The 22,449-nt window shown below is 65.9% G+C and carries 21 protein-coding genes and 1 pseudogene; 13 read left to right on the top strand and 9 right to left on the bottom strand.

From position 1 onward, the window contains the following. Positions 1–12 precede the first annotated feature (12 nt). Positions 13–1,110 carry a substrate-binding domain-containing protein gene (locus ACIGJB_RS12590; protein ID WP_483730131.1) on the bottom strand — a complete coding sequence of 366 codons (1,098 nt, stop codon included), beginning with the start codon at positions 1,108–1,110 and terminating at the stop codon, positions 13–15. Between the two features lie 147 nt (positions 1,111–1,257). Between ACIGJB_RS12590 and ACIGJB_RS12585 the strand changes: the two genes are divergently transcribed. Genes ACIGJB_RS12585 through ACIGJB_RS12565 form a run of 5 tightly spaced genes read left to right on the top strand, consistent with a single transcriptional unit; the run spans position 1,258 to position 7,359 of the window. Then, on the top strand, positions 1,258–1,785 hold the full coding sequence (locus tag ACIGJB_RS12585; protein ID WP_483730130.1) for a formate dehydrogenase subunit gamma: 528 nt from the start codon (positions 1,258–1,260) through the stop codon (positions 1,783–1,785). Then, complete coding sequence (locus tag ACIGJB_RS12580; protein WP_483730129.1) at positions 1,782–3,347, top strand: formate dehydrogenase beta subunit; 1,566 nt, start codon at positions 1,782–1,784, stop codon at positions 3,345–3,347. Before ACIGJB_RS12585 ends, ACIGJB_RS12580 begins: the two co-directional genes overlap by 4 nt. 44 nt (positions 3,348–3,391) lie before the next feature. Further along, the gene (fdhF, locus tag ACIGJB_RS12575; RefSeq protein ID WP_483730128.1) at positions 3,392–6,256 is read left to right on the top strand and encodes a formate dehydrogenase subunit alpha; all 2,865 of its coding nucleotides are present in this window, start codon (positions 3,392–3,394) and stop codon (positions 6,254–6,256) included. Between the two features lie 15 nt (positions 6,257–6,271). After that, complete coding sequence (fdhD, locus tag ACIGJB_RS12570; RefSeq protein WP_483730127.1) at positions 6,272–7,138, top strand: formate dehydrogenase accessory sulfurtransferase FdhD; 867 nt, start codon at positions 6,272–6,274, stop codon at positions 7,136–7,138. After that, on the top strand, positions 7,135–7,359 hold the full coding sequence (locus ACIGJB_RS12565) for a formate dehydrogenase subunit delta (RefSeq protein WP_483730126.1): 225 nt from the start codon (positions 7,135–7,137) through the stop codon (positions 7,357–7,359). Before fdhD ends, ACIGJB_RS12565 begins: the two co-directional genes overlap by 4 nt. Positions 7,360–7,426: 67 nt before the next feature. Here the strand turns inward: ACIGJB_RS12565 and ACIGJB_RS12560 are convergent, their stop codons facing one another. Further along, complete coding sequence (locus tag ACIGJB_RS12560; RefSeq protein WP_483730125.1) at positions 7,427–8,122, bottom strand: transglycosylase domain-containing protein; 696 nt, start codon at positions 8,120–8,122, stop codon at positions 7,427–7,429. A 161-nt stretch (positions 8,123–8,283) separates the two neighbouring features. On the opposite strand from ACIGJB_RS12560, the gene ACIGJB_RS12555 reads away from it, so the two are divergent. Next, positions 8,284–9,033: a tyrosine-protein phosphatase gene (locus ACIGJB_RS12555; RefSeq protein ID WP_483730124.1), complete on the top strand. Its 750-nt coding sequence runs from the start codon at positions 8,284–8,286 to the stop codon at positions 9,031–9,033. Between the two features lie 382 nt (positions 9,034–9,415). Here ACIGJB_RS12555 and ACIGJB_RS12550 read toward each other — a convergent pair. Both ACIGJB_RS12550 and ACIGJB_RS12545 read right to left on the bottom strand, forming a co-directional pair. Next, positions 9,416–10,618, bottom strand: a pseudogene (locus tag ACIGJB_RS12550) (acetate/propionate family kinase). A 34-nt stretch (positions 10,619–10,652) separates the two neighbouring features. Next, entirely contained in the window at positions 10,653–11,627 is a 975-nt protein-coding gene (locus ACIGJB_RS12545) for a phosphate acetyltransferase (protein ID WP_483730123.1), read from the bottom strand. A gap of 277 nt (positions 11,628–11,904) precedes the next feature. Between ACIGJB_RS12545 and ACIGJB_RS12540 the strand changes: the two genes are divergently transcribed. The 5 genes from ACIGJB_RS12540 to ACIGJB_RS12520 all read left to right on the top strand — a co-directional run bounded on the left by ACIGJB_RS12540 (position 11,905) and on the right by ACIGJB_RS12520 (position 16,684). After that, positions 11,905–14,280 (top strand): DUF3141 domain-containing protein, encoded by a 2,376-nt coding sequence (locus ACIGJB_RS12540; RefSeq protein WP_483730122.1) that lies wholly within the window; start codon positions 11,905–11,907, stop codon positions 14,278–14,280. Between the two features lie 38 nt (positions 14,281–14,318). Next, positions 14,319–14,597, top strand: a complete 279-nt coding sequence (locus ACIGJB_RS12535; protein ID WP_483730121.1) for an RNA recognition motif domain-containing protein — start codon at positions 14,319–14,321, stop codon at positions 14,595–14,597. A gap of 51 nt (positions 14,598–14,648) precedes the next feature. Next, positions 14,649–15,443: a TOBE domain-containing protein gene (locus ACIGJB_RS12530; protein ID WP_483730120.1), complete on the top strand. Its 795-nt coding sequence runs from the start codon at positions 14,649–14,651 to the stop codon at positions 15,441–15,443. A 75-nt stretch (positions 15,444–15,518) separates the two neighbouring features. Beyond that, positions 15,519–16,118, top strand: a complete 600-nt coding sequence (locus tag ACIGJB_RS12525; RefSeq protein ID WP_483730119.1) for a LysE/ArgO family amino acid transporter — start codon at positions 15,519–15,521, stop codon at positions 16,116–16,118. A gap of 26 nt (positions 16,119–16,144) precedes the next feature. Next, positions 16,145–16,684 carry a class IV adenylate cyclase gene (locus tag ACIGJB_RS12520; protein WP_483730118.1) on the top strand — a complete coding sequence of 180 codons (540 nt, stop codon included), beginning with the start codon at positions 16,145–16,147 and terminating at the stop codon, positions 16,682–16,684. Here ACIGJB_RS12520 and ACIGJB_RS12515 read toward each other — a convergent pair. The 5 genes from ACIGJB_RS12515 to ACIGJB_RS12495 form a co-directional block, all read right to left on the bottom strand. After that, positions 16,654–17,376, bottom strand: coding sequence for an ATP-binding cassette domain-containing protein (locus tag ACIGJB_RS12515; protein WP_483730117.1), 723 nt, complete (start codon positions 17,374–17,376; stop codon positions 16,654–16,656). The two genes, ACIGJB_RS12520 and ACIGJB_RS12515, sit on opposite strands and share 31 nt — an antisense overlap. A gap of 7 nt (positions 17,377–17,383) precedes the next feature. Beyond that, positions 17,384–18,100 carry a molybdate ABC transporter permease subunit gene (gene modB / locus ACIGJB_RS12510; protein WP_483730116.1) on the bottom strand — a complete coding sequence of 239 codons (717 nt, stop codon included), beginning with the start codon at positions 18,098–18,100 and terminating at the stop codon, positions 17,384–17,386. An 18-nt stretch (positions 18,101–18,118) separates the two neighbouring features. Then, positions 18,119–18,919 (bottom strand): molybdate ABC transporter substrate-binding protein, encoded by an 801-nt coding sequence (modA, locus tag ACIGJB_RS12505; RefSeq protein ID WP_483730115.1) that lies wholly within the window; start codon positions 18,917–18,919, stop codon positions 18,119–18,121. 217 nt (positions 18,920–19,136) lie between these two features. Then, positions 19,137–19,331 (bottom strand): DUF1059 domain-containing protein, encoded by a 195-nt coding sequence (locus tag ACIGJB_RS12500; protein WP_483730114.1) that lies wholly within the window; start codon positions 19,329–19,331, stop codon positions 19,137–19,139. Positions 19,332–19,394: 63 nt separating this feature from the next. Further along, positions 19,395–20,336, bottom strand: a complete 942-nt coding sequence (locus tag ACIGJB_RS12495; RefSeq protein ID WP_483730113.1) for a 2-hydroxyacid dehydrogenase — start codon at positions 20,334–20,336, stop codon at positions 19,395–19,397. 135 nt (positions 20,337–20,471) lie between these two features. Here ACIGJB_RS12495 and ACIGJB_RS12490 point away from each other — a divergent pair, with 135 nt between their 5' ends. Then, positions 20,472–21,023 (top strand): nucleoside 2-deoxyribosyltransferase, encoded by a 552-nt coding sequence (locus ACIGJB_RS12490; RefSeq protein WP_483730112.1) that lies wholly within the window; start codon positions 20,472–20,474, stop codon positions 21,021–21,023. Positions 21,024–21,138: 115 nt separating this feature from the next. After that, positions 21,139–22,407: an IS256 family transposase gene (locus tag ACIGJB_RS12485; RefSeq protein ID WP_483729500.1), complete on the top strand. Its 1,269-nt coding sequence runs from the start codon at positions 21,139–21,141 to the stop codon at positions 22,405–22,407. The last annotated feature ends 42 nt before the right edge of the window (positions 22,408–22,449 follow it).

Genomic DNA, 22,449 nt, shown 5'->3' with positions numbered 1-22,449 from the left:
CCGGTTTTCCGTTCAGCGCTTCTCCGCACGATATTCAGGAAAGGCCTCGGCCAGCGTCAGCACCGTGCCGGTCAGGCTGCCGTCATAGCCAGGCAAGGCATTGACGCGCTGGCGGAAGCTCTCGCTCGTCAGCGCGCCCACGGCGTCAGCCAGCGCGGGGCTGGTCAGCTTTTTCTTTTCGATCGCGAAGAAATAGCGCTCCTTGAGCACCGGCACGAACTCCAGCCCGAAGCGCCGCGCCGCTGTCTCCACGCCAAAGCCCACGTCCGCCATGCCGCTGCCGATATAAGCAGCGACCGCCGCGTGCGTGAATTCGCCGTTGTTGTAGCCCTCGATCCGTGCCGCGTCGATGCCGCGTGCGGCCAGGATCAGGTCCAGCAGCAGCCGCGTGCCCGAGCCGACCTGCCGGTTGACGAAGCGTACGTCGCTGCGCATCAGGTCCTCCAGCGTCTGCAGGCCAAGCGGATTGCCCACGCGCGTGAACAGCCCCTGGCTGCGCACGGCCAGATGGATCAGGCAGTGCGTGTCGGGTTTCAGCCACGTGGTGAAGTGGCGGACCATCCCCTCCTCGAACTCGCCTACGGGCACATGGAAGCCGGCGATGTCGCAGGCGCCTTCCGCGAGCGCGGCCACGGCCTCGACGCTGCCGCAGTACTTCAGGTCATGCCGCACCTGCTGCTCGTCGAGGAAATCGCGCAGCGCCGCCACCGCGAAACCGTGGCTCGCGTGCAGCCGCACGACCGGGTCGGTCCTTTCCATCAGCTTCTTCAGCTCGATCTCCAGCTCCGACGCCAGGCTGTCCAGCGTCGGCGACAGCCGCGCACCAATGCGCTTGCTGGCCCAGACCAGCTGCTGCGCCAGCGGCGTCAGCGCGCTCCCGCGACCACGGGTCTTGGCGATCAGCGGGCCGCCGAACAACGATTCGGCATCGCGCAGGATGCCCCACGCATAGCGGTACGACAGCGCCACCGCCTCGGCCGACTGGCTGATGCTGCCCGAGGTCTCGATGTGCCCCAGCAGCGCGACCAGGCGCGATACATCCAGCGGTTCGGCGGCCGGGCTGCCATCGTCCCGGATCTGCAGGTGTGGCGAAATCGAGATGCGGATCATATGTAAAAAATAGCTTATTGAACCGGGCCCAACAACTACTTATAGTCGCTCCAACGGCCATAAAGCCGTGGTTATAGCCCGGTAAATAGGTCAAAAATAGCATATAACGGTCGCCCCGCCGAGGATGCGGCCCCCACAGGAGACGCCATGCCAGATACCGCCACCCCCGCTACGGCGCCGGCCGACGCGGCCCGCTCAGCGGCCATCGCCGCGATCGTGGCGGCGCGCCAGGACATGCCCGGCGCCCTGCTGCCGATCCTGCACGAGATCCAGGATACCCATGGGTACATCCCCGACACGGCCGTCCCGGTCATCGCCAAGGCGCTGAACCTGTCGCGCGCCGAGGTCCACGGCGTGATCACGTTCTACCACCATTTCCGCCAGCAGCCCGCCGGCCGCCACGTGGTGCAGGTCTGCCGTGCAGAAGCCTGCCAGTCGGTCGGCGCCGATGCGCTGGTCGAACACGCCAAGCGCGCACTGGGCTGCGATTTCCATGAAACCACCGCCGACGGCGCGGTCACGCTGGAGCCGGTCTACTGCCTGGGCCAGTGCGCCTGCGGCCCGGCCGTCATGATGGGCGAGCAGCTGCACGGCTACGTCGATGCCAAGCGCTTCGACGTGCTGGTGCGCCAGCTGCGCGACTTTCAGCCCGCCAACGAGGAGGCCCAGGCATGAGCGCCGCCAACACCACCATCTTTGTCCCGCGCGACTCCACCGCGCTGGCCCTGGGCGCCGACGACGTGGCCCGCGCGATTGCACGCGAAGCTGAGGCGCGCGGCGAGTCCGTGCGCATCGTGCGCAACGGTTCGCGCGGCATGTTCTGGCTCGAACCTCTGGTCGAAGTGCAGACCGATGCTGGCCGCGTGGCCTACGGTCCGGTCAGCGTCGGCGACGTGCCTGGGCTGTTTGATGCCGGTCTGATGCAAGGCGGCGCGCATGCGCTGGCACACGGCCTGACCGACGAGATCCCGTTCCTCAAGCGCCAGGAGCGCCTGACCTTCGCCCGCGTCGGCATCACCGATCCGCTGTCGCTCGACGACTACCGTGCGCATGAGGGCTTCGCTGGCCTGGAGCGTGCGCTGGCGATGGAACCCGCCGCGATCGTCCAGGAAGTCACCGACTCCGGCCTGCGCGGCCGTGGCGGCGCGGCGTTCCCGACCGGCATCAAGTGGAAGACCGTGCTGGGCGCGAAGTCCGCCATCAAGTACATCGTCTGCAATGCGGACGAGGGCGACTCGGGCACGTTCTCCGACCGCATGGTGATGGAAGACGATCCGTTCATGCTGATCGAGGGCATGACCATTGCCGGCCTCGCCGTGGGCGCGGAAGAAGGCTACATCTACTGCCGTTCCGAATACCCGCATGCCATCGCCGTGCTGAACGCGGCCATCGGTATTGCCACGGCGGCCGGCTGGCTTGGCGACGATATCCAGGGCAGCGGCAAGCGCTTCCAGCTCGAAGTGCGCAAGGGCGCCGGTGCCTATGTGTGCGGCGAGGAAACCGCGCTGCTCGAAAGCCTGGAAGGCAAGCGCGGCGTGGTGCGCGCCAAGCCGCCGCTGCCGGCGCTCGAAGGCCTGTTCGGCAAGCCCACGGTGATCAACAACGTAATTTCGCTGGCCACCGTGCCCGTCATCATGGCGCGCGGCGCGCAGCACTACCGCGACTTCGGCATGGGCCGGTCGCGCGGCACGCTGCCGTTCCAGCTCGCCGGCAATATCCGCCAGGGCGGTCTCGTGGAAAAGGCCTTCGGCGTGACGCTTCGCGAACTGCTCCATGACTATGGCGGCGGCACGCGCAGCGGCCGCGCCGTGCGCGCGGTGCAGGTGGGCGGCCCGCTGGGCGCCTATCTGCCGGAATCGCGCTTCGACGTGCCGATGGACTACGAGGCCTATGCCGCGTTCGGCGGTGTAGTCGGCCACGGCGGCATCGTGGTGTTCGACGAGACCGTCGACATGGCGAAGCAGGCCCGCTACGCGATGGAATTCTGCGCGGTCGAATCGTGTGGCAAATGCACGCCGTGCCGGATCGGCTCGACGCGCGGCGTCGAAGTCATGGACCGGATCATCGCGGGCAACGAACCAGTCAAGCACATCAAGCTGGTGCGCGACCTGTGCGACACCATGCTCAACGGCTCGCTCTGCGCCATGGGCGGCATGACGCCGTACCCGGTGCTGTCCGCGCTCAATGAATTCCCCGAGGACTTCGGCCTCGCCCCCAACGCTGCCCAGGCGGCATAGGTCGACGCAAGCCGACTTCACGAACAGAACAACGGGAGACAACCATGGATTGCCGCGATGTGATCGACTTCGGCACCCCCGCCAGCGAATCGACCGAGATGGTCACCCTCGAGGTCGACGGCGTCAGCGTCACCGTGCCGGCTGGCACGTCGGTGATGCGCGCCGCGATGGAGGCGCAGGTCAGCGTGCCCAAGCTGTGCGCCACCGACAGCCTGAAGTCCTTTGGCTCGTGCCGCCTGTGCCTGGTGGAGATCGAAGGGCGCCGCGGCTATCCGGCCTCGTGCACCACGCCGGTGGAAGCCGGCATGAAGGTCAAGACGCAGAGCGACAAGCTGTCCGACCTGCGCCGCGGCGTGATGGAGCTGTATATCTCCGACCACCCGCTGGACTGCCTGACCTGCCCGACCAACGGCAACTGCGAACTGCAGGACATGGCCGGCGAGGTAGGCCTGCGCGAGGTGCGCTACAACGACGGCGGCCCGATCGCCACGCACACCGAGATGAAGAAGGACGAATCCAATCCTTACTTCACCTACGATCCGTCCAAGTGCATCGTCTGCAACCGCTGCGTGCGCGCCTGCGAAGAAACGCAGGGCACGTTCGCACTGACGATCTCGGGACGCGGGTTCGATTCCCGCGTCTCGCCGGGCACCAGCCAGTCGTTCATGGAATCGGACTGCGTATCGTGCGGCGCCTGCGTGCAGGCCTGCCCGACCGCGACGCTGACCGAGACTTCCGTCATCAAGCTTGGCCAGGCGCCGCGCAGCGTCGTCACCACCTGTGCCTACTGCGGCGTGGGCTGCTCGTTCAAGGCCGAGATGAAGGGCAACGAAGTCGTGCGCATGGTGCCGTACAAGGACGGCAAGGCCAACGAAGGCCACGCCTGCGTGAAGGGCCGCTTTGCCTGGGGTTACGCCACGCACCAGGACCGCATCCTCAAGCCGATGATCCGCGCGAAGATCACCGATCCGTGGCGCGAAGTGTCGTGGGAAGAGGCCATCGGCTACGCGGCTTCCGAGTTCAAGCGCATCCAGGCCAAGCATGGCAAGGATTCGATCGGCGGCATCGTGTCGTCGCGCTGCACCAACGAGGAGGGCTATCTGGTCCAGAAGCTCGTGCGTGCCGCGTTCGGCAACAACAACGTCGACACCTGCGCACGGGTCTGCCATTCGCCGACCGGCTACGGCCTGAAGCAGACGCTCGGCGAATCGGCCGGCACGCAGACCTTCAAGTCGGTCGAGAAGTCCGACGTGATCATGGTGATCGGCGCCAACCCGACCGACGGCCACCCGGTGTTCGCGTCGCGCATGAAGAAGCGTCTGCGCGCCGGCGCCAAGCTGATCGTGGTCGATCCGCGCAAGATCGACCTGGTCGATTCGCCGCATATCCGTGCCGATTACCACCTGCAACTGCGTCCGGGTACAAACGTCGCGCTGGTGACGTCGCTGGCCCACGTGATCGTGACCGAAGGCCTGCTGGCGGATGCCTACATCGCCGAGCGTTGCGAAGACCGCGCGTTCCAGCAATGGCGCGATTTCGTCTCGCTGCCCGAAAACTCGCCCGAAGCCATGGAGAGCGTGACCGGCGTCCCCGCCGACGCGCTGCGCGGCGCCGCGCGCCTGTATGCAACGGGCGGCAATGCGGCCATCTTCTACGGCCTGGGCGTCACGGAACATGCGCAGGGTTCCACCACGGTGATGGGCATCGCCAACCTCGCCATGGCCACCGGCAACGTCGGCCGCGAAGGCGTGGGCGTGAACCCGCTGCGCGGCCAGAACAATGTGCAGGGCTCGTGCGACATGGGCTCGTTCCCGCATGAACTGCCGGGCTATCGCCACGTGTCGGACTCGACCGTGCGCGGGCTGTTCGAATCGGCGTGGAATGTGCAGATCAGCCCGGAGCCGGGCCTGCGCATCCCGAACATGTTCGAAGCCGCGCTCGGCGGCAGCTTCATGGGCATGTACTGCCAGGGCGAGGACATCGTGCAGTCCGACCCGAACACGCAGCACGTCGCGGCAGCACTGTCGGCGATGGAGTGCATCGTGGTGCAGGACATTTTCCTGAACGAGACCGCCAAGTACGCGCACGTGTTCCTGCCGGGCTCGTCGTTCCTGGAGAAGGACGGCACCTTCACCAACGCGGAGCGCCGCATCTCGCGCGTGCGCAAGGTGATGCCGCCGAAGGCCGGCTATGCCGACTGGGAAGCGACCATCCTGCTGGCCAACGCGCTCGGTTATCCGATGGACTACAAGAATCCCTCGGAGATCATGGACGAAATCGCGCGCCTGACGCCAACGTTCTCCGGGGTCAGCTACAAGCGGCTGGACGAACTGGGCAGCATCCAATGGCCGTGCAACGCGGACGCGCCGGAAGGCACGCCGACCATGCACATCGACCAGTTCGTGCGCGGCAAGGGCAAGTTCATCATCACCAAGTACGTGCCGACCACGGAGAAGATCACGCGCGCGTTCCCGCTGATCCTGACCACGGGCCGCATCCTGTCGCAGTACAACGTGGGTGCTCAGACGCGCCGCACCGAGAACGTCCACTGGCATGACGAGGACCGGCTCGAGATCCATCCGCACGATGCCGAGGAACGCGGCGTCAAGGACGGCGACTGGGTCGGCGTGCAGAGCCGGGCGGGGGAGACCGTGCTGCGCGCGATCGTCAGCGAGCGCATGCAGCCGGGCGTGGTCTACACGACCTTCCACTTCCCGGAATCCGGTGCCAACGTGATCACCACCGACAACTCGGATTGGGCCACCAACTGCCCCGAGTACAAGGTGACCGCGGTGCAGGTCATGCCGGTGGCGCAGCCGTCCGCGTGGCAGAAGGAGTACCACGCGTTCAACGCGCAGCAATTGCAGCTGCTTGAAGCCGCCAGTGCCGATCCGGCCGCGGTAGGCTGACAGGAGGACCGCATCATGATGCGCTGCCTGAACGCGCCGGAACTCGAACCGGCGCAGCAAACCGACGGTGAGCCGGCCACGCACAGCACCTTTGCCGTGAGCCGCTGGCGCAATGGCGAACATGCGCTGAGCCCGGACGAGCTGGCCGAAGAGGTGCCCGTTGCGCTGGAATACAACGGCATCTCGCATGCGGTGATGCTGGCCACGCCGGCGGACCTGGAAGACTTTGCGCTGGGCTTCAGCCTGAGCGAGGGCATCGTCTCCAGTCCGCGCGACGTGTACGACATCGAGGTCGAAACGCGCGAGCATGGCATTGCGGTGCGGCTGGAGATTGCATCGGAAGCGTTCATGGGTTTGAAGGAACGGCGCCGCTCGCTCGCGGGCCGGACGGGCTGCGGGCTGTGCGGAACCGAATCGCTGGAGCAGGTGATGCGCATGCCGGCTCCTGTGAAGAGCGAAGCGAGTTTTCACACCGAGGTGATCCAGGCCGCGTTCGTGCAGCTTCAGTTGCGGCAGGCGTTGCAGCGCGAGACCGGCGCGACGCATGCAGCGGCGTGGCTGCGCGCTGACGGCCATGTCGCGATGGTGCGCGAAGACGTAGGCCGCCATAACGCGCTGGATAAACTGGCCGGCGCGCTGGCGCGCAGTGGCGAAGAGATCGCCACGGGCGCGGTGCTCGTGACGAGCCGCGCGAGCTATGAAATGGTGCTCAAGGCTGCCTCACTTGGCGCTGGCGTACTGGCCGCCGTATCCGCGCCGACCGCGCTGGCCGTGCGGCTGGCCGAACAGGCCAACGTCACGCTGGCCGGCTTCGTCCGCGCCAGCGGCCACGTGGTCTACACCCATCCCCAACGCCTGCAACATGAAGCGAGCCTGGCATGAAGATCGATAACCTGATTACGATGGCCAACCAGATTGGCAGCTTTTTCGAAGCGATGCCCGATCGTGAAGAGGCGCTTGCGGATATCGCCGGACACATCAAGCGGTTCTGGGAGCCGCGGATGCGCAGGGCTTTGCTGGGGCATGTTGATGCGGATGCCGGCGCCGGCCTGCTTGAGATTGTGCAGGAGGCGATGGGGCGGCACCGCGCGATGGTGGAGTAAGGTTTTCTGGCGAGCGCTGCGGCTTCGGCAGCCCGCGCCCGCCCTGCACATTCCCTGAGGCGAAGCGCTATTTCAAGCGCATCGGCTCCAGCAGCGCGCCGTCATAGTCGCCGCGCGAAATCTTCCCCAGCTCCAGCATCCGATGCAGGATATAAGCCTGCCGCTGCCGTGCGCGCCGCGGGTTGACCACCGGATTGTTGGCCGAAGGCGCTTTTGGCAGGCCGGCCAGCATCGCGCATTCCGCCAGCGTCAGCTTTCCGATCGGCTTGCCGAAGTAGGTCTGCGCCGCATCGGCAAATCCATACGCACCCTGCCCGAGGTAGATCTTGTTCATATACAGCTCAAGAATCTCGTCCTTGCTCATCGCATGCTCGATCCGGTACGACAGCAGCACCTCGTAGAGCTTGCGCGTATAGGTCTTCTGGCGTGACAGGAAGAAGTTGCGCGCGACCTGCATGGTGATGGTCGACGCGCCCTGCGACAGTTCGTCGGAGAGGTTGGCCACTCCGGCGCGGATCACGCCCACGTAGTCGATGCCGTCATGCAGGTAGAAGCGCTCGTCCTCGATGGCGACCACCGCGGCCGTCAGGTCGCGCGGAAATTCGCGCAGCGGCACGTAGTCGGGCGTGCTGCGGAACGCGGTCAGCGCATCGAGCGACGGTAGCTGGCGGTTGGCCACCAGCACGGCAACGGTGGCGAGCAGCGCGCCGCCGACGATGGCGAGCACCAGCAGTTTGACAAAGGCGGACCAGAGACTTTTCATGGCGCGTATTGTGCCAGCCCGGCGCCGAAAGCGGCATGGCCAGCGGTTCGGCGCAATGCGGGAAAGCGGCAGGTGACGCATGCGCCGGAGTGATCTGAAATAATTGGGGGTCGATCGGCGGCGGCCTGGTCGCGCCATCGAAGACAGAACAAGGACAACAGATGATCAACCAATGGGAAAGCGGACTGCAACTTGAGACCGTCAGCAACGCGCGCGACCTGGGCGGCCTTGCCGGCGCTGGCGGGCGCCGTGTACGGCATGGCTGCTTGTACCGCAGCGGCAATCCGGCGCTTGCCTGCGGTGCCGATATCGAGCGGCTGCAGGGATTGGGACTCGACATGGTGGTGGACTTCCGCTCGCCGGGTGAGAAATCGGCGGACGAAGCCTCGTTTGGCCAGCGCTTCAACTGGATCGCGATGCCGGTGCTTGAAGGCAGCATGGCGATGGATGTGCTGATGCCGCGTTTGCGCGAAAGCACGCCGGAAGATGTGGATGCGTTCATGCTCGGGGTTTATCGTGATTTCCCGGTGCTGTACCGCGATGTCTTCCGCAAGTTCATGCGCAACGCGCAGGCCGGCAAGACGCTGCTGTATCACTGCACCGCGGGCAAGGACCGCACGGGGTTTGCTTCGCTGCTGTTGCTTTCGGCGCTTGGGGTGGGGCAGGACGACATTCTTGCCAATTACCTGGAATCCAATCAGAGGAATGCCGCGTTCAATACGCAGGCGCTGGAACGCATCACGCAGTTTGGCATCCGGCCGGAGGTCATGATGCCGCTGCTGGAGGTGCGGGCCAGTTACCTGGAGGCTTCCATGCAGGCGATTGAAGGGGCTTACGGGGATATGACGAGGTATCTCTCCGATGGCCTGGAAGTCGATGTAGAAGGCCTCAGACGGTATTACCTTGCGTGAGCGGGAGTCGGGCTTGCATGCGCCGCCGTGCGCGCAACCCCGCCTCATTGGTTGTTACTGAGCCGCGCAGCAGCCGAAGGCGATGATGCGATAGCGCGCCCACTGCCGGGCCACGGACAGGTTCGGGGCTGGTTCAATCATTGTGGGAGAGCCTGCATACGGACGCGCACCACGCGGCAGGCAGCCGGGCAGACTCTGAAGCGAGTACCCGTACGAAATTCTTCGCACGCTACGATCAATATTCGCCCGTTAGGGCAAGCAAACGCGTTTTTTGGTTACTTTTTGTCGCTCGGACAAAAAGTGACTCGCAGGCTACGCCTGCGAAACAGCGGCGCCTGCCAAGAACGACTACCACAGCGCCAGCCAAGGACGGCAACCCCAGTCACCGCTGACACTCCCTCATCATCCTCGCCGTACTCAACGCGACAATTCCTTCTTCATCGGTCGGCAGCACCAGCACCGGCACCGGGCTGCCATTGCTGCTGATCCGCTGCCCGTTCTCCTCATTGGCCGTCGAATCGAGACTCACGCCAAACAGCGTTTCCAAATGCGCGCAGATGCGCGACCGCACCGCGGGCGAGTTAGCGCCGATCCCCGCCGTGAACACCAGCGCATCCAGCCCGCCTAGCGTAACGGCGAGCTTGCCGATTTCCTGCGCGGCGCGCAACGCGTAAAAGTCCACCGCCATCCGCGCGCGCGGCTCGTCGCTGGTCAGCAGGACGCGCATGTCGCTGCTGACGCCAGACAACCCTTTGAGCCCCGATTCCCCATACAGCATCGACTGGATCGCATCGGCAGTCATGCCCTGCTGCGCAAGCCACAGCACCACACCCGGATCGATCGAGCCGCAGCGCGTGCCCATCGGCATGCCGTCGAGCGCGGTCAGCCCCATCGTGCTGTCCACACTGCGCCCGCCACGCATGGCGCACAGGCTCGCGCCATTGCCGAGATGCGCGACGACCACGCGTCCCTCGGCCAGGTCCGGCGCCACCTGGGTCAGGCGCCGTGCAATGTACTCATAGGACAAGCCGTGAAAACCATAACGCCGGATGCCGCGTTCGTAATACGAGTAAGGCAGCGCCATCACCTGCGCAAGCATGTCATGGCCGGCATGGAAGGCCGTGTCGAAGCACGCTACCTGCAGCAGGTCCGGCGCGGCCTTGCGCACGGCACGGATGGCGGTCAGGTTGTGCGGCTGGTGCAGCGGCGCCAGCGGGATCAGCGCTTAATCGTCAATGCGCACCGCCTGCGAGAAGTCGCTGCCGCCGTGCACTACGCGATGGCCGACAGCCACCGGCGGGTTATCGCGCAGGCCGATGCTCAATACCAACCGCACCAGGCGGAACGCGGCATCATGATCGGTAACCTGCGACACCGGAAAGGACTCGTCGGCGACGACATGACCATCGGCCATGCTGGCGTGCAAACGGGGCGCGACGCCGATGCCTTCGATCTGGCCGTGCGCGCTCAGCACCGGGTTGATATCGGCATTGTCGTGCGCGGCTTCTGGCACGGTATAGACCGATACCTTGACGCTCGACGAGCCAGCATTGACGACCAGGATGACGGGATGATGGGTACTCACGCTCGATGCACTCCGCAAAGGGTTCGGGGGCGGCTCAGACGCTGACGGCGGCCTCGGCGCTGCGGCGCGCATGAGCCAGCAATACCGCGATGGCGCAGCTGCCGATGCGCGCGCGAATACTGTCCGCGCGGCTGGTCAGGATGATGGGCACGCGCGCACCCAGCACGATGCCCGCGGCTTCGGCGCCAGCCAGGAACGTGAGCTGCTTGGCCAGCATGTTGCCGGCTTCCAGGTCGGGCACGAGCAGGATGTCGGGGTCGCCGGCGACCTCGGATTCGATGCCCTTGGTGACCGCGGCTTCGCGGCTGATGGCGTTGTCGAACGCGAGCGGGCCGTCCAGCAACGCGTCCGTGATCTGCCCGCGCCGGCTCATGATGCACAGCGCCGCCGCGTCGATGGTCGACGGGATCTTGTCGGTCACGGTCTCCACGGCGGACAGGATCGCCACCTTGGGACGATCGATGCCGAGCACGCGCACCAGGTCAATGGCATTGCGGCAGATATCGGCCTTGTCGTTCAGCGTGGGGAAAATGTTCACCGCCGCGTCGGTGATGAACAGCGGCTTGTGGTAGCTCGGCACATCCATCGCAAACACATGCGACAGGCGCCGCCCCGTGCGCAGGCCGCTGGCCGAGGCCGTCACCTCATGCATCAATTCGTCGGTGTGCAGGCTGCCCTTCATCAGCAGCTCGGCATTGCCGTTGCGCACGGCCTCGACCGCGAGCCGGGCCGATGCATGGCTGTGCGGCGCATCGATGATGGTGGCGTTGCCCAACGTCAGCCCATGCTCGGCCGCAACTTGGCGGATGCGCGTCTCCGGGCCCACCAGGATCGGCACGATCAGGCCCAGGCCGGCAGCTTGTAGCGCACCGCCGAGCGACGACGCATCGCATGGGTGTGCCACGGCCGTGGGAATGGGCGGCAAGCCGGCGCAGCGCTCCAGCAGGATGGCGTACTTGTCGGTGCCGGCGGGTGCGGAAAGCGAAGACATGACAGGCGAAGGAGACATAGCAGTTCCGTTTGGCTTGGCTCGGTTCGGCGCAGCATGTTGCGCTGCGCAAGGCGCATCGGGCTCAGTATAGGCCACGATGCATGCGTCCCGATGATGCGGAAACTGCGCTTTGCAGGTGCCGCAGAGGCCCTCCGCTCGCCCACATGGCGCGGTTGCCATTGGCACAGCCCACTGGTACGCTTGTTTTTGCTGCAAAGCACAACGCGTCACTTCCGGACTGTCCCGGCTCCGGTAAGCACGGCGCGCTTACCCGATGCCAACAGGGGGAAGTGGAATGTCAGCTAGCGAATCCGGCGGCTTGTCCAAAGACAACAACGACAAGCCTGGTCAGCCTGGAACCACCGACGCACTGGCGCAGTTCGGCGCCTTTGCCCCGTTTGCCGCGTGGCCCCGCGCCGCGCTCGAATACGGCGTGGATGCCTGGCAGCGCTCGGTCCTGCTCATGGACATCCTGCGCCAGCGCGGCAATGAGTCGTGCGAGCACGAACGCGAAGGCATGCCTCCGGTGCTAGTGTTCGAGCACGAGATGCTCGCCGACGCGCGCACGCTGCCACAGCCGGTCAACTACGCGCTGCTGCGCATCATCCCGCCGGCCAGCATGCCGACCGACCCGACCAAGCGCCCCTTCGTCGTGATCGACCCGCGCGCCGGACACGGCCCCGGCATCGGCGGCTTCAAGGCCGACAGCGAAATCGGCATCGCGCTGCGCACCGGGCATCCGTGCTACTTCATCACGTTCTTCCGCGACCCGTGCCCGGGCCAGACCATCGAGGCCGTCGCCCGCGCCGAGGCGGGCTTCCTGCAGATCATCAAGGAACGCCATCCCGATGCACCGGGCAAGCCATTCGTGATCGGCAACTGCCAGGCCGGCTGGGCGCTGATGATCCTCGCGGCCGTGGCGTCGGATGCGGTCGGCCCGCTGCTGGTGGCGGGGGCGCCGCTGGCATACTGGTCGGGTGTGCGCGGCACCAACCCGATGCGCTACAGCGGCGGCCTGCTGGGCGGGTCGTGGCTGGCCTCGCTGACGGCGGACATGGGCAATGGCCGCTTCGACGGCGCATGGCTCGTGCAGAACTTCGAGCAGCTCAATCCTTCCAACACGCTCTGGAGCAAGCTCTACAACGTCTACGCCAAGGCCGATACCGAAGGTCCGCGCTTCCTGGAGTTCGAGCGCTGGTGGGGCGGCCACTTCCTGATGAACCGGGAAGAGATCGACTGGATCGTGCAGAACCTGTTCGTCGGCAACCGCCTGACCGCCGGGCAGGTGCGCAGCGCCGATGGCAAGACCGTGGTGGACCTGCGCAATATCCGCTCGCCGGTGATCGTGTTTGCGTCCTGGGGGGACAACATCACGCCGCCGCAACAGGCACTGAACTGGATTCCGGACCTGTACGCGACGGACGAAGAACTGGTCGCCAATGACCAGGTCATCGTCTACTGCCTGCATCCGACCGTGGGCCACCTGGGCATCTTCGTGTCGGCGGGCGTGGCCAACCGCGAGCACAGCGAACTGTTCTGCGCGCTGGACCTGATCGACGTGCTGCCGCCGGGGCTGTATGAGGCGAAGATCGAAGACATCGCGCCCGGCACGCCGCACCGCAACCTGATCGAAGGGCGCTACCTGGTGCGCTTCGAGCGCCGCAAGATCGCCGACATCCTCGCACTCGACGATGGCCGCGAGGACGAGCGCGCATTCGAGGTGGTGCGCCGCATCTCCGAAGTCAACCAGCACCTCTACGACACCTTCGCGTCGCCGCTGGTGCGCGCGGCATCGAACGAACTCACCGCGGAAGCCGCGCGCGCGCTCCATCCGTCGCGGCTGGAGCGCTCGGTGTCCACCGACGCCAATCCGTGGATGGCGTGGATCGGCGCGCTGGCGCCGATGGTGCGCGAGCACCGCCATCCGGTCGCGCAGGACAATCCGTTTCTGACGATGGAGCGTGCGGTGTCGGGGCAGATCACCGCCGCGCTCGACCAGTACCGCGATGTGCGCGATGCCTGGTACGAGCAGGTATTCGAAGCGATGTACCAGTCGCCGATGATGGCGGCGCTGGTGGGCATGACGGTGCAGGCGCCCGTCAATCTCGAATCGCCGGTGACGGTGCAACTGCGCAAGGAACTGGCGCAGCTGCGCCTGCGCGATGCCGAGGCGGCCATCGGTCAGGGCGGCATGCGCGAAGCCTTCGTGCGCGTCCTGGCCTATGTGGCGGACGCCCATGCGGCGATCGAGGAACGCCCGTTCAACCTGCTGCGCGAGATCGCGCGCGAGCAGCCCGAAGGACGCGGCGGCCTGACGCTGGCCGAGTTCAAGTCTCTGGTGCGGCAGCAGACCGCCATCGTGCAGCTTGACCGCCAGTGTGCGCTGCAGGCGCTGCCGCGGATGGTGCCGGAACAGGAAGAGCGCCGCAGGCTGATGGTGGCCGCGCATCGCGTGCTGACCGTCAGCGCGCCGCTGGAGGGCGAGCGCCTGGTGCACTACCGCGAGGTGGCCGACGTGCTCGGCACCGACCACGCGCATGGCGGGGCACAGCCTGCCGCGTTGCCGGTGGCTCCGGCTGCCAAGACTGGCAGCGAACGCACGCGGGCGGCGCGTCCACAGGCAAGCAAACCGGCAGGTGGCAAGCGCAGTGGCGGTGGCCACAGCGCGTAGCACAGCGCGTCACCGAGCATCAAGGCGATGGCTGTGCCATGCAGATACTGATTCGCGGCCTGCGCCGCAACGTCACCGAAGCGATGCTGCGCGACCTGCTCGCGCAGCATGTGGCGGTCAACTCCGTGGAGATCATCCGCGAAGGCGATCCCGAGCGTCCGTGGGCCTGGGTCGATCTCGCGGTCGACCGGTTCATGGCGTGGAGCCTGCTGCGGCAGATGGACCGGCACGTCTTTGCCGGCGGCCGCATGCACTGGTACATCCCCGTGCATCAGGAAACCGATGCGCCGGCTGATGGTGCAAAGCGATTACCATAGCCGCATTCCGACTCTGACGCGCCGCCTTTGCACGGGTGGCGCAACCTCGCCATGCTTGAACTCCAGGGAGCCATCTGGTTCCGCTCCGGCTCACACGACTGGGGCGGCAAGGACCGCATCGCGCTGCTGGCCGCCATCGGCGAGCACGGCTCGATCACGGCCGCGGCCCGCGCCGTGGGCATCAGCTACAAGGCCGCCTGGGACGCCATCGACGCCATGAACAACAGCGCCGGCGAACCACTGGTGGTGCGCGCTGCGGGCGGCAAGGGCGGTGGCGGCACGCGCCTCACCGAACGCGCCGAGCAGCTGATCCGCACTTATCGGGCGCTCGAGGAAGAACACCGGCGCTTTGTCGCCCACCTGGGCCGCCTGGGCGACAGCGCGGCCGAAGACCTTAACGTAATGAGGCGTTTCATGATCCGTACCAGTGCGCGCAACAAGCTTTTTGGAAAAGTCGACAGCGTCCGTGGCGGCGCAGTCAACGATGAGGTGGTGCTGGCCTTGCCGGGCGGGCAGACCATCGTGTCGACCATCACGCATGAAAGCGTCGAGACGCTGGAGCTCAAGCCTGGCGTCGAGGCGTTTGCGCTGATCAAGGCATCGTCGGTGATTATCGGCCTGGCGGAGCCGGGTCTGCGCCTGTCCGCGCGCAACCAGCTCCCGGGCGTGGTGTCGCGTGTCGTCCCCGGCGCGGTCAATGCGGAGCTCGTGCTGGATCTCGATGGCGGCGGCAGCGTGGCGGCCATCGTCACCAACGAGAGCATGCAGACGCTTGGCCTGGCCGAGGGCGTTCGCGCGCTGGCGATCTTCAAGGCATCGGCCGTGATCCTGGGCGTGGTTGGATAGGCTGCAGCGCGTACGCTGCGTGCGGCGGGTCGTCCATAATGTCGGGCTTCGACGCAAGTTCCGCCATCCCCGTACATGGACGCCACGCTGGCCGGTTTTTCCCTGAGCTTTTCGCTGATCCTTGCGATCGGTTCCCAGAATGCCTTCGTGCTGCGGCAGGGACTGCGCCGCGAGCATGTGTTCTGGGTCTGCCTGGTTTGCGCATTGTCCGATGCGCTGCTGATCCTGGCTGGCGTGTCGGGCTTTGCGGTCATGATCCGCCAGCTTCCGTGGCTGGCCGCGGCCATGCGCTATGGCGGCGCGGCGTTCCTGATCTGGTATGGCGCGCGCAGCTTCCTGGCCGCGCTGCGCTCGTCAGCGGTGCTCGACCCGAGCCATGCCGAGCCCCGGCCGCTGCTGGCGACGCTCGGCGTCTGCCTGGCGTTCACCTGGCTCAATCCGCATGTGTACCTCGACACGGTGATGCTGATCGGATCGGTCTCCACGCAATTCCATGGCCGCGAGAAGCAGTTCGCCGCGGGCGCGATGGCGGCGTCGTTCCTGTTCTTCTTCGCGCTCGGCTATGGCGCCGCGCTGCTGCGGCCGGTCTTTGCGCGGCCGCGCGCGTGGCAGGGGCTGGACGCTTTAATCGGCGTCACCATGTGGGTCATCGCAGCGAAGCTGCTGCTGGGCTGAATACGCACATCAAGGCGGAGATTCCCATGGCAAGAAATATTGAAATCAAGGCGCGTCTGGACAGCATCGACGCCATCGAATCGCGTGTTGCGGCGCTGGCAAGTGGCGGCCCGGAGCAGATCGAGCAGGATGACACCTTCTTCCCGTGCCCCAATGGCCGGCTCAAGCTCAGGGCGTTCAGTGCCGATCGCGGCGAGCTGATCTTCTATGCGCGGGCGGACCAGCCCGGCCCCAAGGAAAGCTTCTACATCCTGTCGCCCACGGCATCGCCCGATACGCTGCGTGCCGCACTGGCTGCCGCGCATGGCGAAGCAGGGCGCGTGCGCAAGGTGCGCACGCTGTATCGTGTGGGCCGCTCGCGTGTCCACCTGGACCGCGTGGAAGGGCTCGGCGAGTTCCTGGAGCTGGAGGTGGTGCTGGCCGATGACGAGAGCGTTGCCGCTGGCGTGGCGGAAGCGCACGGCTTGCTGGACCAGCTGGGGGTGGAAGCAGGCGCCCTGCTGGAGGGCGCCTATGTCGACCTGCTGCGCGCGGCTCAGACCACGACGGCGCGCAGCGGGGCGTAGACGGGCGGGTGCTGGCGCGCGGTGCCGCTGCCGTAGATGCGGCCTTCGCGGATCTCCAGCACGTGCTCGCCGAGCGCTTCCACGTCGGCCGGGTCGTGCGAGATGACCACCATCGGCACGTCGAGGCTGGCCTGCAAGGCGCGCAGTTCCTGGCGCATGCGCTGGCGCAGCGCGGGGTCGAGTGCCGAGAACGGTTCGTCGAGCAGCACGATATCGGGCTTGGCCACCAGCGCGCGCGCCAGTGCCACGCGCTGCTTCTGCCCGCCGGAGATCTCGGCGGGATAGTTGCCGACGATCTCGCGCAGGCCAAACGCCTCGATCCAGCGATCGGTCTCCGGATGCGTGGCGCCGCGGCGCGGATTGCGCCAACTCTTCGACAGGCCGAACGCGATGTTCTGCCCCACGGTCAGGTGCGGGAACAACGCGTATTCCTGGAACAGGTAAGCCACGCGGCGTTCTTGCGGACGCACGTTGATACCGGCCTCGGCGTCGAACAGCGTGCGGCCATTCAGGACGATGCGGCCGGCATCCGGCATCAGCAGCCCGGCAATGGCGCGCAGCGTCAGGCTCTTGCCGGCGCCGGACGGGCCAAACAGCGCGATGCGGCGGCTGGCCGAATCGAAGGCGATGTCGAGCGCGAAATGCCGGTCGGCCGACACCATGCGCTTGCGGATACTGACTTGCATGCCCATGGCAGCCTCACTGTGTCGAACGCGTGCGCCGCACGCGTCCGCGTTCATAGATTTCGGCCGGATTGCGCGCCGCGGCCGGCACCAGCCGCCCCGCCACGACCAGGATCAGGATGCAGGTGACCGAGGTAACCAGCACCAGCAGGTTGGCGGTGTTGTCATCGCCGGCCTGTACCGCTTCGTAGATCGCGACCGAGAGCGTCTGCGTGCGGCCCGGCAGGTTGCCGGCCACCATCAGCGTGGCGCCGAACTCGCCCAGCGCCCGCGCGAACGCCAGCAGCACGCCGGCGATGATGCCGCGCGCGGCCAGTGGCAGCGTCACGCGGAAGAAGATGGCCGCTTCCGGCACGCCGAGCACGCGTGCGGCGTTTTCGAGCTGGTGGTCGACGCCTTCAAACGCCGCGCGCGCCGATTTCAGCACCAGCGGGAAGGCGACGATGGTCGACGCCAGCACCGCGCCCTGCCACGTGAATACCAGTTCGATGCCGAGCTTGCCGAGCCATTCGCCGAACACGCCGCGCCGGCCCACCAGCACCAGCAGGTAGTAGCCGAGCACCGTCGGCGGCAGTACCAGTGGCAGCGTCAGTGCCGCATCCACCACGTCGCGCGCCGGCGAGCGCCAGCGCGCCAGCGCATAGGCGGCGGCCACGCCGAGCACGGCGTTGAGCGCGGTGGCCCAGCCCGCGACCTTCAGCGATAGCAGCAGCGGTACCCAGACAGCGTCCATGGTGTGCGTCGATCCCGATCAGGGTTTCTGGAAGCCGTAGCGCGCCAGGATCGCCTGACCTTCGGCCGACAGCACGTAGCGCACGAAGGCGGTGGCCTGCGTGTTCTGCTTCGTCAGGCTGGTCACGGCGATGGGGTAGGTCACCGGCGTGCGGCTGGGCACGCGTACGGCTACCTTGACCTTGTCTGGCATGACCGCCGCGTCGGTGGCGAAGACAAAGCCCGCTTCGACCTCGCCACGCGCGACATAGTCCAGGCTCTGGCGCACGTTCTGCGCGAGCACGCCCTTGGCCGAGACGGCGTCCCACAGGCCGGCGGCTTCCAGCGCGCCCTTCGTGTAGCGCCCGACCGGTACCGAGGCCGGGTTGCCGAAGGCGATGCGCTTCACTTCTGGTTTGTTCAGGTCTTGCAGCGCGTGGATCTGAAGCTTGCTGTCGTTCGGCACGATCAGCACGACCTGGTTGGCGGCGAAGTCGCGGCGCGTGGCATGGGCCACGACTTTCTCGGCCTCTGCTTTATTCATCGCTTCCTGGTCGGCCGAAGCAAACACGTCGGCCGGCGCGCCCTTGATGATTTGCTGCATCAGCACGTCGGACGCGCCAAAGTTCAGCACGACCTTTGTGTCCGGGTGAGTCTTCTCGAACGATTCGGCCAGGGTCTTGAATGCATTGGTCAGACTCGCGGCCGCCGATACCACCAGGTCGGCGCTGAATGCCGGCGGTGCGGCCAGCGCCAGGGCGGCCAGCGCGGCACTGGCGAAATGAACGGCACGGCGGCGGAACGCCGTGCCCGGCGTGCGGACGGAGCGGGAAGTGTGCATCGGAAGGTTCCTGGGAGCGCTGGGACGCGCGGATGGCTTCTGTGTACTGTCAGGCGCAATATACGTCTGTATATAGCGGGACGTCAATCTTGCCCCATGGTTGCTCGCATGGGTATTGATCTGGGCACAAGGGGAACATCATGGGCGGCGAATGCCGCACAGAAGGAACGCGGGGCGATGGGGAGAAGGCGCGCCGGGGCCGGCGCGCCAACAGGGTTCAGGCCGGTGGTGCGCCGTCCTTGAACATGGATTTCAGCTGCGTGCGCAGCTCAGGCGTGTCCTGATGCTGGTGCACCGCCACGGCATGCTGGACCGCGGCTTCGAGCAGTTCATCTTCGCTGTCGGCGCTGAGTGCGACCGTGCAGCCGATGTCGCTCGGATACTCGCGGCAGTCGACATACTTGCGTCCCATATTGCCTCCTGACGCCGGCATGGCGGCCGGCGGTTTTCAGTATAGGGCGCGGGTTGGCAGGTTTTACAGGACGGGATTGAGCACCTTGCCGGTGGCCAGGAACGCTTCCAGGTTTTCCAGCGTCCGCGCGGTCATGGCGGCGCGCGTTTCCTGCGTGCCGCTGGCCATGTGCGGGGCGAGCACGACGTTGTCGAGTGCCAGCAGCGCCTGCGGGACATTGGGTTCGTCGCGGAACACATCGAGGCCCGCGCCGCCGAGCCTGCCGTCGGCCAGCGCCGCCACCATGGCGTCTTCGTCGATCACGCTGCCGCGCGAGACATTGACGAGGATCCCGCTGGGTCCCAGCGCCTCGATGATCTCGCGCGAGACCAGGCCCTCGGTCTCCGGGCCGCCCACGCAGGCGACCACGAGGAAATCGGACCATGCGGCGAGCGCTTTCAGGTCCGGTTCGAAGCGCCACGGTGCGCCTTCGCGCTGGCGGCGGTTGTGGTAGGCGATCTCCATGTCGAAGCCGCCCGCGCGGCGCGCGACGATCTCGCCGATGCGGCCCAGGCCCAGGATGCCGAGCTTCTTGCCGGATACCCGCGTGGTCAGCGGAAAGCCGCCCTGCGGCCAGCGCTGCGCGCGCACGAAGCGGTCGCCATGGGCAATGCCGCGCGCCGCATCGATGAGCAGGCCGAAAGCCAGGTCGGCCACGCAGTCGTTGAGCACGTCAGGCGTGTTGCTGACCTGGATGCCACGGGCGCGGGCGGCGTCAAGCGCGATCGAATCGTAGCCAACGCCGAAGCTGACGATGGCCTCAAGGCGGGGCAGCGCGTCGATCAGCGCGGCGGTGCAACCGTGCCGGGCCGAGGTCACCACGACACGGACCGCACCGCCATGCTCACGCGCCCAGGCAAGCGGATCGGCCTGCTGCCACAGCGCGGCAGCGCTGAAGTGGTCCTGCAGGGTGAGGTTGGTTTGCGGCGCGAGCGGGCCGACCTGGAGGATCTGGAATGCGGACATGGGAGGCGAGGCTAATCGCGGGAAAACGGAACTGGCAATGGTAGCGCAGGGCTGCCAGCCTTGCCGGCCACGGGCGAGCTTGCTGAGATATGCTGGCAACCTTGCCGATCAACGTTGCGCGTACGCGCCCATGCCATGAAGACACTCTATCTGGCCGGTTTCGATGTGTTCCGTGTGGATGCTGTTGAATGGGGCGAACGACTCAAGGCGCTCTGCGCCGAGTACGGGTTTGAAGGTCTGTACCCGCTAGACAAGGCGGCGCCTGCGGGCCTGTCCGGGCCGGACACGGCGCGCTGGATTTATGACGCCAATATCGCGCTGATCCGACGGGCCGATATGGTGATGGCCAACCTCGGGGATTTCCGCGGTCCCGGAGAACCGGATTCCGGTACGGCCTTCGAGGTCGGCTTCGCCGTGGCGCTGAACAAGCCGGTGTGGGGCTACTACGGGGACGATGGATCGCTGCGTGAACGCGTGACTTCAACAGTCGATGAACTCGGACGTGCGCGGGATGTTCAGGGGTATCTGGTCGAGGACTTCGGGCTGCCGAAGAACCTGATGCTGGCCTGCCCGGCCAGGCTTGTGCGGGGCGGGGCCAGGGAATGCCTGCAGGCTATGGTGGAAGATGAACGGCGGCGGACAGTGCGGCGGGAAAGGGCGGCGGCGATGGGGGGTGCGGAGGATTGAGTCCCGCGAGCGGCTTTGCGTGTTGTGCCTGGCATGGGACGCTGTTTCGCCGGCGCAGCCGAGCCTGTCAGATTTTTAGTGTGACGAGGTCATGAGACGATTACGGAAACGTCCTATGACCGACACAACAGTGACCAAGAAGAGCAAGAGCCCGAAGGCACCCAAGCTGTTCCCTGATGAACTGATCGATCAACTGCTGGCGCAGGTCCAGAACAAAGATGCCGAGTCGATCCTCGGCGAATCAGGCCTGGCTGGGCAGTTGAAGAAGCAATTGGCCGAGCGAATGTTGGCGGCCGAACTGACTCATCACCTGGAGAGCGAGGCGGAGCAAGGCAAAGCCGGCAACCACCGCAACGGCAAGAGCCCCAAGACAGTCATTACGCCCAACGGCGAGCTGACGCTCGATATCCCGCGCGATCGGCAGGCAACGTTCGAGCCGCAGTTGGTTGGCAAGTATCAACGCCGGCTTCCAGGCTTCGACGACCACGTCATCAGCATGTATGCGCGCGGCATGAGCGTGCGCGAGATTCAGGGCCATCTGCTGGAGCTATACGGGCTCCAGGTGTCGCCCGATCTGATTTCCACGGTCACGGATGAGGTGCTGGCCGACGTCGAGCAATGGCAGCAACGGCCGCTCGAGGCCATGTATCCGATCGTGTACTTTGACGCGCTCCGGCTGAAGATTCGCGACGAAGGCACGGTCAAGAACAAGGCGGTCTATCTGGCGCTGGGCATTCGGGCCGACGGCCGCAAGGAAGTACTGGGCCTGTGGATCGAGCAAACCGAGGGCGCCAAGTTCTGGCTGAAGGTCTTCAACGAATTGAAGAACCGCGGTTTGAACGACATCCTAATCGCAGTGGTCGATGGCTTGCGCGGCTTTCCCGAGGCGATCGAAGCGGTCTATCCGGATGCCCAGATCCAGACCTGCATTGTGCATCTGATCCGCAATTCGCTGAGTCTGGCGAGTTGGAAGGATCGCAAGCCGCTCGCTGCGGCGCTCAAGCCGATCTATCAGGCCGCCACGGCCGATGCGGCAGCAGCGGCGCTGGAGGCTTTCTCCCAAGGCGAATGGGGTCGTAAATTCCCTACCGTCGCGGCCATGTGGCAACGCCAGTGGGAGCAAGTGATTCCCTTCTTTGCCTATCCACCGGAAGTACGCAGAATCATATATACGACCAACGCCATTGAAAGCATGCACATGCAGTTGCGCAAGATCGTCAAGAATCGAGGCCACTTCCCCAGCGACGAAGCGGCCAGCAAGCTGTTGTTTCTGGCCTTGCGCAACATCGAAAAGGATTGGAAGATGCCGCCTATCACCTGGCGGCAGGCAGTCAATCAGTTCGCCATTCTGTTTGGCGAGCGATTCACCAACGCCATCGGCTGAGATTTCTTACAACGACCTCAGCACACGAAATTCCTGACACGT

This window comes from Cupriavidus sp. C2SS-8b (assembly GCF_057073745.1).
This window is presented reverse-complemented; position numbering and strand designations above follow the sequence as displayed.

Excerpts from the sequence above, each read along its gene's own strand:
- modA (WP_483730115.1), bottom strand. The coding sequence starts at position 18,919 with ATGCACACTTCCCGCTCCGTCCGCACGCCGGGCACGGCGTTCCGCCGC.
- ACIGJB_RS12580 (WP_483730129.1), top strand. The coding sequence starts at position 1,782 with ATGAGCGCCGCCAACACCACCATCTTTGTCCCGCGCGACTCCACCGCG.
- ACIGJB_RS12545 (WP_483730123.1), bottom strand. The coding sequence starts at position 11,627 with ATGTCTCCTTCGCCTGTCATGTCTTCGCTTTCCGCACCCGCCGGCACC.
- ACIGJB_RS12535 (WP_483730121.1), top strand. The coding sequence starts at position 14,319 with ATGCAGATACTGATTCGCGGCCTGCGCCGCAACGTCACCGAAGCGATG.
- ACIGJB_RS12540 (WP_483730122.1), top strand. The coding sequence starts at position 11,905 with ATGTCAGCTAGCGAATCCGGCGGCTTGTCCAAAGACAACAACGACAAG.
- ACIGJB_RS12590 (WP_483730131.1), bottom strand. The coding sequence starts at position 1,110 with ATGATCCGCATCTCGATTTCGCCACACCTGCAGATCCGGGACGATGGC.
- fdhD (WP_483730127.1), top strand. The coding sequence starts at position 6,272 with ATGATGCGCTGCCTGAACGCGCCGGAACTCGAACCGGCGCAGCAAACC.
- ACIGJB_RS12585 (WP_483730130.1), top strand. The coding sequence starts at position 1,258 with ATGCCAGATACCGCCACCCCCGCTACGGCGCCGGCCGACGCGGCCCGC.
- ACIGJB_RS12520 (WP_483730118.1), top strand. The coding sequence starts at position 16,145 with ATGGCAAGAAATATTGAAATCAAGGCGCGTCTGGACAGCATCGACGCC.
- modB (WP_483730116.1), bottom strand. The coding sequence starts at position 18,100 with ATGGACGCTGTCTGGGTACCGCTGCTGCTATCGCTGAAGGTCGCGGGC.
- ACIGJB_RS12485 (WP_483729500.1), top strand. The coding sequence starts at position 21,139 with ATGACCGACACAACAGTGACCAAGAAGAGCAAGAGCCCGAAGGCACCC.
- ACIGJB_RS12530 (WP_483730120.1), top strand. The coding sequence starts at position 14,649 with ATGCTTGAACTCCAGGGAGCCATCTGGTTCCGCTCCGGCTCACACGAC.
- ACIGJB_RS12555 (WP_483730124.1), top strand. The coding sequence starts at position 8,284 with ATGATCAACCAATGGGAAAGCGGACTGCAACTTGAGACCGTCAGCAAC.
- ACIGJB_RS12565 (WP_483730126.1), top strand. The coding sequence starts at position 7,135 with ATGAAGATCGATAACCTGATTACGATGGCCAACCAGATTGGCAGCTTT.
- ACIGJB_RS12490 (WP_483730112.1), top strand. The coding sequence starts at position 20,472 with ATGAAGACACTCTATCTGGCCGGTTTCGATGTGTTCCGTGTGGATGCT.
- ACIGJB_RS12560 (WP_483730125.1), bottom strand. The coding sequence starts at position 8,122 with ATGAAAAGTCTCTGGTCCGCCTTTGTCAAACTGCTGGTGCTCGCCATC.
- ACIGJB_RS12525 (WP_483730119.1), top strand. The coding sequence starts at position 15,519 with ATGGACGCCACGCTGGCCGGTTTTTCCCTGAGCTTTTCGCTGATCCTT.
- ACIGJB_RS12500 (WP_483730114.1), bottom strand. The coding sequence starts at position 19,331 with ATGGGACGCAAGTATGTCGACTGCCGCGAGTATCCGAGCGACATCGGC.
- ACIGJB_RS12495 (WP_483730113.1), bottom strand. The coding sequence starts at position 20,336 with ATGTCCGCATTCCAGATCCTCCAGGTCGGCCCGCTCGCGCCGCAAACC.
- ACIGJB_RS12515 (WP_483730117.1), bottom strand. The coding sequence starts at position 17,376 with ATGGGCATGCAAGTCAGTATCCGCAAGCGCATGGTGTCGGCCGACCGG.
- fdhF (WP_483730128.1), top strand. The coding sequence starts at position 3,392 with ATGGATTGCCGCGATGTGATCGACTTCGGCACCCCCGCCAGCGAATCG.